Raw genomic sequence first — 6,497 nt, 5'->3', positions numbered from 1 at the left:
CCCGCCGCGACCTGAGCGAAGGGTCCCTTCGGTCGATCTAGTCGATCGAAGGGTCCCCTCGCGCGGAACGGCGGGGCGGGCGCCGGTCAGGGCTGACCGCTCAGGCCAGCGCGATCCGCCCGATGATCTCCTTCATGATCTCGGTGGTGCCGCCGTAGATCGTCTGCACGCGGTTGTCCAGGAACGCCTTGGCCACCGGGTACTCGCGCATGTAGCCGTAGCCGCCGTGCAGCTGGAGGCACTGGTCGATGACCTCCTTGGCGGTCTCGGTCGCCCAGTACTTCGCCATCGACGCCTCGGCCGGGCCCAGCTTCTTCTCGTTGAGCTCGACGATGCAGCGATCGACGAACGCGCGGGTGACGGCGAGCTTCGTCGTCATCTCCGCGACCTTGAAGCGGGTGTTCTGCAGCGACGCGATCGGCCGGCCGAAGGCCTTGCGGTCCTTGACGTAGGCGACGGTGTCCTCGAGGACCTTCTCCGCACCCGCCGTCGACGCGATCGCGATCGACATCCGCTCGCGGGGCAGGTTCTGCATCAGGTAGATGAAGCCCTGGCCCTCCTCGCCGAGCAGGTTCGACGCGGGCACGCGGCAGTCGGTGAACGACAGCTCGGCGGTGTCCTGGGCGACCATGCCGATCTTGTCGAGGTGACGACCGCGCTCGAAGCCGGGCGTGTCCCGCTCGACGGCGATCAGCGAGAAGCCCTTCGACCCGGCGTCGGGGTCGGTCTTGGCCACCACGATCACGAGGTCGCTCATGATGCCGTTGGTGATGAAGGTCTTCGCGCCGTTGATGACCCACTCGTCGCCGTCGCGGACGGCCTTCGTCTGGATGCCCTGCAGGTCGGAGCCGGTGCCGGGCTCCGTCATCGCGATCGCCGTGATCATCTCGCCCGAGCAGAAGCGGGGGAGCCAGCGCTCCTTCTGCTCCTCGGTGGTGAGCTCGGTGAGGTAGGGCGTGACGACGTCGTTCGCCAGCGGGAAGCCGAGGCCCGAGAAGCCGCTGCGCGCGATCTCCTCGGAGAGGATCCAGAGGAAGGTCAGGTCGTCCGACCCGCCGCCCCCGAAACGCTCCTCGACGTCCAGGCCGAGCAGGCCGGTCTTCCCCGCCGCGAGCCAGACGTCGCGGCTGACGTGGCCCTGGGCCTCCCAGTCCGCGTGGTACGGCGCGACCTCCTTGTCCAGGAAGTCCCGCACCATCTCCCGGAAGGCGTGGTGTTCGTCGTCGAAGATCGTGCGCTCCACCCGGGGCTCCTCGGTGTCCAGACGTGCTCCTCCTGCCCCGTCAGCGTCCCTGTACCGACCCGTAACGGTCAACCCTGACTCTTCCGCCTCGTCCGTGGTCCCGGCTACGGTGCCGCGGCGCGATGTGTCCGCGGTCACCCGCGCGCGTCCGCATCCGCCCGCTCCCGTTCTGGAGGTGCCGTGGCCCCGTTCCGGCTGACCGACATCGTCCGTGACCACGCCCGCGACCGCGGCGACGTCACCGCCCTCACCGGCGGGGACCGCTCGGTGACCTACGCCGAGCTCGAGGACCGGACGGCGCGGATCGCCACCGGGCTGCGCGAGCTCGGCGTCGGCGCGGGCGGCCGGGTGGTGTGGCTCGGCAAGAACGCGGTGGAGTTCTTCGAGCTGCTGTTCGCCGCGGCCACCGTCCGCGCCGGGGTCGCGCCGCTCAACTTCCGGCTCACCCCCGAGGAGCTGATCGAGCTCGCCGACGACGCCGAGGCCGGCCTCGTCGTCCTCGGACCGGACTTCGCGGGGCTGCGGGAGAAGCTCGCACGCGACGGCCGGCGGGTGCTCGTGGTCGGCGAGGACTACGAGGGCTGGGTCGACGGGCTGACCGGGCGGACGGAGCCCGACCCCGACGCGGACGACGAGGACACCGTCCTGCAGCTCTACACCTCGGGCACGACGGGCAAGGCCAAGGGCGTGCTGCTCTCGCACCGCAACTTCGGGGCGCTGCTCTCGGTGGGCGGGCACTGGGGGTTCGACGACGACTCGGTCGGTCTGGTCGCGATGCCGCTCTTCCACATCGGCGGGTCGGGCTTCGGGCTGGTCTGCCTGTCGTTCGGGGCCCGCGTGGTGCTCGTCGCCGACATCGTGCCCGACCAGCTCCTCGACACCATGGAGCGCGAGGGGATCACCAACGCCTTCCTCGTCCCGGCCGTGCTGCAATTCCTCTGCCAGGTCCCCGGCGCCGCCGAGCGCGACTGGTCGAGACTGCGCGCCGTCGCGTACGGCGCCTCCCCGATCACCGGGCCGGTGCTGCACAAGGTCCTCGAGACGTTCAAGGCCCCGCTCTTCCAGGTCTACGGCTCCACCGAGACGACGGGTGCCATCACCCAGCTCGACCCCGACGACCACGACCCCGACGGTCCCCGCGCCCACCTCATGCGCTCCGCCGGCCGGGCCTACCCGTGGGTGGAGCTGCAGATCGTCGATCCGGCGTCGGACGAGCCGCTGCCGGCGAACGAGGTCGGCGAGGTCTGGATCCGCTCCTCGCAGGTGACCTCGGGCTACTGGCAGCGGCCCGAGGAGACCGAGAAGTCGATCACTGCGGACGGCTGGTTCCGCACCGGCGACGGCGGCTACCTCGACGACGAGGGCTACCTGTTCCTGACCGACCGCATCAAGGACATGATCGTCACGGGTGCGGAGAACGTCTATCCGATCGAGGTCGAGAACGTCGTCGCCCAGCACCCGGCGGTCGCGGACGTGGCGGTCATCGGGGTGCCGGACGACAGGTGGGGCGAGACGGTGAAGGCGATCGTCGTCGCCGCGGAGGGCGAGTCGATCGATCCGGACGAGCTCGTGGAGTGGACGAAGGAGCGGATCGCGGGCTTCAAGCGGCCGCGGTCGGTGGACGTGGTCGACGAACTGCCGCGCAACGCCTCGGGGAAGATCCTCAAGAAGGACCTCCGCGCGCAGTACGTGGAGTCGGACGCGGGGCGGTAGGGCGTCGTCACGCACATCCGTCACCGGGTGCGCCGCTGACCCCGCTGAACCGATCAATCGCACGCGGGGGTGTTTCCGCACGTCGGCGTGGGGCAGCCTGGTCCCAGCAGGTCAGCGGACGGCTCGGGGCTCGTCGCGCGACCTCGCGGGAACCGGTCCCGCTCCTGGCGCTGGGGAGCCGCTCAGGAGCGGGACCGGTCGTTTCTCCGGCCGACGTCGCCGGTGTCCCGCGTCATCCCGATGGCGTGCCGAGGCCCGCGTCCTCGAGCGCCCCACGCAGCTGCTCCACCGCGGCGCCCAGTGTCGCCAGCGAGTCCGACGCCAGTGGCGCCGCCAGGTGGGCCTCGAGCACCGACCCGAACGTCGGGCTGGCCGCGTCGAGGAGGGCCTGCCCGGCGTCGGTGAGGGTCAGCACGGAGGACCGGCGGTTCGCCGGGTTCGGCACCCGCCGGACCCAGCCGGCGGACTCGAGGCGGTCGACGCCCTTGCTGACCGCCCCGGTGGTGATCGCGAGCTCGGCCGCGACGTCGTGGACGCGGCAGCCGTCGCGGCGCGCGACGAGCTGCAGGAACTCGAACTGGCCCGCGGTGAGGCCGTGCTCGGCGCGGAGCCGGTCGTTCAGCGTGTTGTAGAGCCTCGTCTCGACGCGGACGAGGTCGGAGAACACCCGGGCGAGGTCGGTCACGGCGCGTCCCCCTCCTGTGTCCTTCCCGAGAAGGTACTGCGCACGACGGGGCCGGCGTGCCCGTACCGGTGCTCAGGTACCAGCGGGAGACGTGACGTGGCTCGCGTGCACACCATGATGCACGTTATGGTCCGGGCGCGTCGTCGTCGACCGAGGAGGACCACGACCATGCGGATCGCCGTGGACTACGACAAGTGCAGCGGGCTCGGGATGTGCGAGTCGATCGCGCCGGACGTCTTCGAGGTGGAGGACGACGGGTCACTGACCCTGCACCTCACCGAGGTCCCGGAGGGCCGCGAGGACGAGATCCGCCAGGCGTGCGAGGCCTGCCCGACCGAGGCCCTCTCGCTGCAGGACTGACGCCGCCACGCGAGGGAGAGAGATCGGATGACCACGACCGCGGACGCGACCCTCGGCGACGAGCCCGACCACGACCCGGTCGACCTGTCCTCCCTCGCCTTCTGGGCGAAGTCCACCGACGAGCGCGAGGAGTCGTTCGCCCGGTTGCGGGCCGAGCGTCCGGTCAGCTGGCACCGCGCGGCCGAGGGCGTCCTGGAGGACCCGGGGGCCCCGGGCTTCTGGGCGCTGGTCCGCCACGAGGACATCGCCACCGTGTCGAAGTCGCCGAAGCTCTTCTGCTCCGGCCAGGGGGTCCAGTTCATGGACGCGCCGCCGGAGCTCCTGGAGGCCAGCCAGTCGTTCCTCGCGATGGACGCGCCGCGGCACGCGAAGCTGCGCAAGCTGGTGGGCTCGGCCTTCACGCCGAAGCAGGTCGCGAAGCTCGAGGACCGGATCCGCGAGCGCGCCGACGCGATCGTCCGGGACCTGCTCGACCACGGCGACGGGGACTTCGTCCAGCTCGTCTGCCGGCGGCTGCCGATGGCGATGATCTACGACATGATGGGCCTTCCCGAGGACCAGCAGGACGCCCTCGCCGAGAACGCCGATCTGCTGGTCAGCGGGGCCGACGCCGAGGTCCGCGCGGCCCACGGCGTCGACGACCCGTTGGTACTGATGGGCAACGCGCTCGCGGGGCTGCTCGGGCCGGGCCTCGCGACCGCCGACGAGCGGCGCCGGAACCCGCGCGACGACCTCATGACCAACCTTGTGCAGGCCGAGGTCGACGGCGAGTCGCTCACCGACGCGGAGATCGGGGCGTTCTTCGTGCTGCTCTCGGTGGCCGGGAACGACACGACGCGGAACACGATCGCCCACACCGCCCTGGCGCTGACGCGGTTCCCCGACCAGCGTCGGCGGCTGGCCGAGGACCTCGACGGGCGGCTGCCGACCGCCGTCGAGGAGATGGTGCGCTGGGCGAGTCCGGTGGCCACCTTCCGCCGCACCGCGACCGAGGACACCGAGCTGGGTGGGCAGCGCATCGCGGCCGGCGACAAGGTCGTCATGTTCTACGAGTCGGGCAACCGCGACACCGAGGTGTTCACCGATCCGCTGTCGTTCGACGTCACCCGCGACCCCAACCCGCACCAGGGTTTCGGCGGCGGGGGGCCGCACTTCTGCATGGGCAACATGCTCGGGCGCACCCAGCTCCGCGAGATCTGGCGGCGCCTGCTCACCGCGGCCCCGGACTTCGAGGTCGGTGAGCCCGCGCGGCTGACGAGCAACTTCGTCAACGGCGTCAAGTCGCTCCCGATCACGCTGAACCGGTAGGTGCGCCCCGCGCTCACCGGGCCGTGGGCCACCTCGCGTGGCTGCGCACGAGCACCTCGAACAGGTCGAGCTGCGCCGCGAGGTCGACCGGCGGGCCCGCGTGGTGGAGCTGCTGGTGCCCGACGAGCAGGCTGAGCCCGACCTCGGCGAGGGTCGCGGCCAGCGTCTCGTCGCCGACGAGCGGCAGGATCACCTCGCGGACGGCCGCCCGGCGCCCGTCGTCGACGCGCTGCTGGGCCGCGGCCACCACCGCGTCGGACCCCGCCCAGCGCCGGATCGCGGTCTCGGCGTCGTGCGGGATCGTCAGGGCGAGGCCCTTGAGCAGCGTCACGCGCTCGCCCGGGTCCTCCACCTCGGCCCGGCGCACCAGCTCGAGCGGGCGGTCGACCTCCTCGGCGGCCCAGTGGTCGAGCAGCGCGGCGACGAAGCCGTCCCAGCTGCCGAAGTGGTGGTAGAAGCTGCCGCTGGTCACCCCGACCTCGCGGCACAGCCGGCCGATGCGCAGCGCGGGCAGCCCCGGACCGGCGAGTAGGCGCATCGCGGCGTCGAAGAAGGTCCCGGGGGTGGCCGAGCGCGACATGGGCAGGGGGTCCCTCCGGTCAGGGAGCGGGGCGGACCGCCACGTCCGAACCCGGTCGGTGGCCGTAACCTACGCTACGGTGCGCTCCCCGGCCGGGCGCCGCGGGCGAGCCGGCCTAGCCCCCGACGTGGGCGAGCACCAGCTCCGCGAGCCGGTCCGGGGCCTCGTCCGGGATCCAGTGGCTGACCCCGGGCAGCACCTCGAGCCGGTAGGGCGCGCGGACGAACCGCGGGTTCTGATCCACCGCCGTGCGGGTGATGAACGAGTCGCCGTCGCTCCACACCATCAGCGACGGGCGCTGCACCGGACGGCGGGTGTACCCGGGTGAGGCGAGCGGGAGCGCCCGGTACCAGTTCACCGGCCCGGTGACGGCGCCCGCGAGCGCGGCGGCGTCGCGACGGGCGGCCCCGTCGCCGGCCCCGGCGCGGCGCAGCACCGCGGCGAGGCGGCCCTCGTCGTCGAGCAGGGCCTCGGCCAGCCACGGCAGCTGGAACGCGCCCATGTACCAGGAGTGCAGGAGCTGCGGGCCGTGGAGCATCCCGCGCAGGAAGGCCGCCGGGTGGGGCACCGAGACGCCGGTGACGGTGCGGACCAGCTCCGGCCGGTGC

General features: G+C 72.2%; 6 protein-coding genes and 1 pseudogene. 3 read left to right on the top strand and 4 right to left on the bottom strand.

What is annotated here, in order from left to right:
• Positions 1 to 100: 100 nt before the first annotated feature.
• Positions 101 to 1,243: an acyl-CoA dehydrogenase family protein gene (locus tag AC0CYZ_RS12475; RefSeq protein WP_472215728.1), complete on the bottom strand. Its 1,143-nt coding sequence runs from the start codon at positions 1,241 to 1,243 to the stop codon at positions 101 to 103.
• A gap of 180 nt (positions 1,244 to 1,423) precedes the next feature.
• Between AC0CYZ_RS12475 and AC0CYZ_RS12470 the strand changes: the two genes are divergently transcribed.
• Positions 1,424 to 2,956, top strand: coding sequence for a long-chain-fatty-acid--CoA ligase (locus AC0CYZ_RS12470; RefSeq protein ID WP_472215726.1), 1,533 nt, complete (start codon positions 1,424 to 1,426; stop codon positions 2,954 to 2,956).
• A gap of 232 nt (positions 2,957 to 3,188) precedes the next feature.
• Here the strand turns inward: AC0CYZ_RS12470 and AC0CYZ_RS12465 are convergent, their stop codons facing one another.
• Entirely contained in the window at positions 3,189 to 3,641 is a 453-nt protein-coding gene (locus tag AC0CYZ_RS12465) for a MarR family winged helix-turn-helix transcriptional regulator (RefSeq protein WP_472215724.1), read from the bottom strand.
• 168 nt (positions 3,642 to 3,809) lie between these two features.
• On the opposite strand from AC0CYZ_RS12465, the gene AC0CYZ_RS12460 reads away from it, so the two are divergent.
• Positions 3,810 to 4,001: a ferredoxin gene (locus AC0CYZ_RS12460; RefSeq protein ID WP_472215722.1), complete on the top strand. Its 192-nt coding sequence runs from the start codon at positions 3,810 to 3,812 to the stop codon at positions 3,999 to 4,001.
• Between the two features lie 27 nt (positions 4,002 to 4,028).
• On the top strand, positions 4,029 to 5,309 hold the full coding sequence (locus AC0CYZ_RS12455) for a cytochrome P450 (RefSeq protein WP_472215720.1): 1,281 nt from the start codon (positions 4,029 to 4,031) through the stop codon (positions 5,307 to 5,309).
• 13 nt (positions 5,310 to 5,322) lie between these two features.
• On the opposite strand, the gene AC0CYZ_RS12450 is transcribed toward AC0CYZ_RS12455, so the two are convergent.
• Positions 5,323 to 5,889, bottom strand: coding sequence for a TetR/AcrR family transcriptional regulator (locus AC0CYZ_RS12450; protein ID WP_472215718.1), 567 nt, complete (start codon positions 5,887 to 5,889; stop codon positions 5,323 to 5,325).
• Between the two features lie 115 nt (positions 5,890 to 6,004).
• Positions 6,005 to 6,497, bottom strand: a pseudogene (locus tag AC0CYZ_RS12445) (alpha/beta fold hydrolase); the annotation flags it as partial.

The organism is Actinomycetospora sp. (genome assembly GCF_055612215.1).
The sequence above is the reverse complement of the archived record's forward strand: the minus strand, read 5'-3'. Positions and strand labels throughout refer to the sequence as shown.

What these genes read in the sequence shown, in the direction of transcription:
- AC0CYZ_RS12460 (WP_472215722.1), top strand. Translation starts at nt 3,810, where the DNA reads ATGCGGATCGCCGTGGACTACGACAAGTGCAGCGGGCTCGGGATGTGC.
- AC0CYZ_RS12455 (WP_472215720.1), top strand. Translation starts at nt 4,029, where the DNA reads ATGACCACGACCGCGGACGCGACCCTCGGCGACGAGCCCGACCACGAC.
- AC0CYZ_RS12450 (WP_472215718.1), bottom strand. Translation starts at nt 5,889, where the DNA reads ATGTCGCGCTCGGCCACCCCCGGGACCTTCTTCGACGCCGCGATGCGC.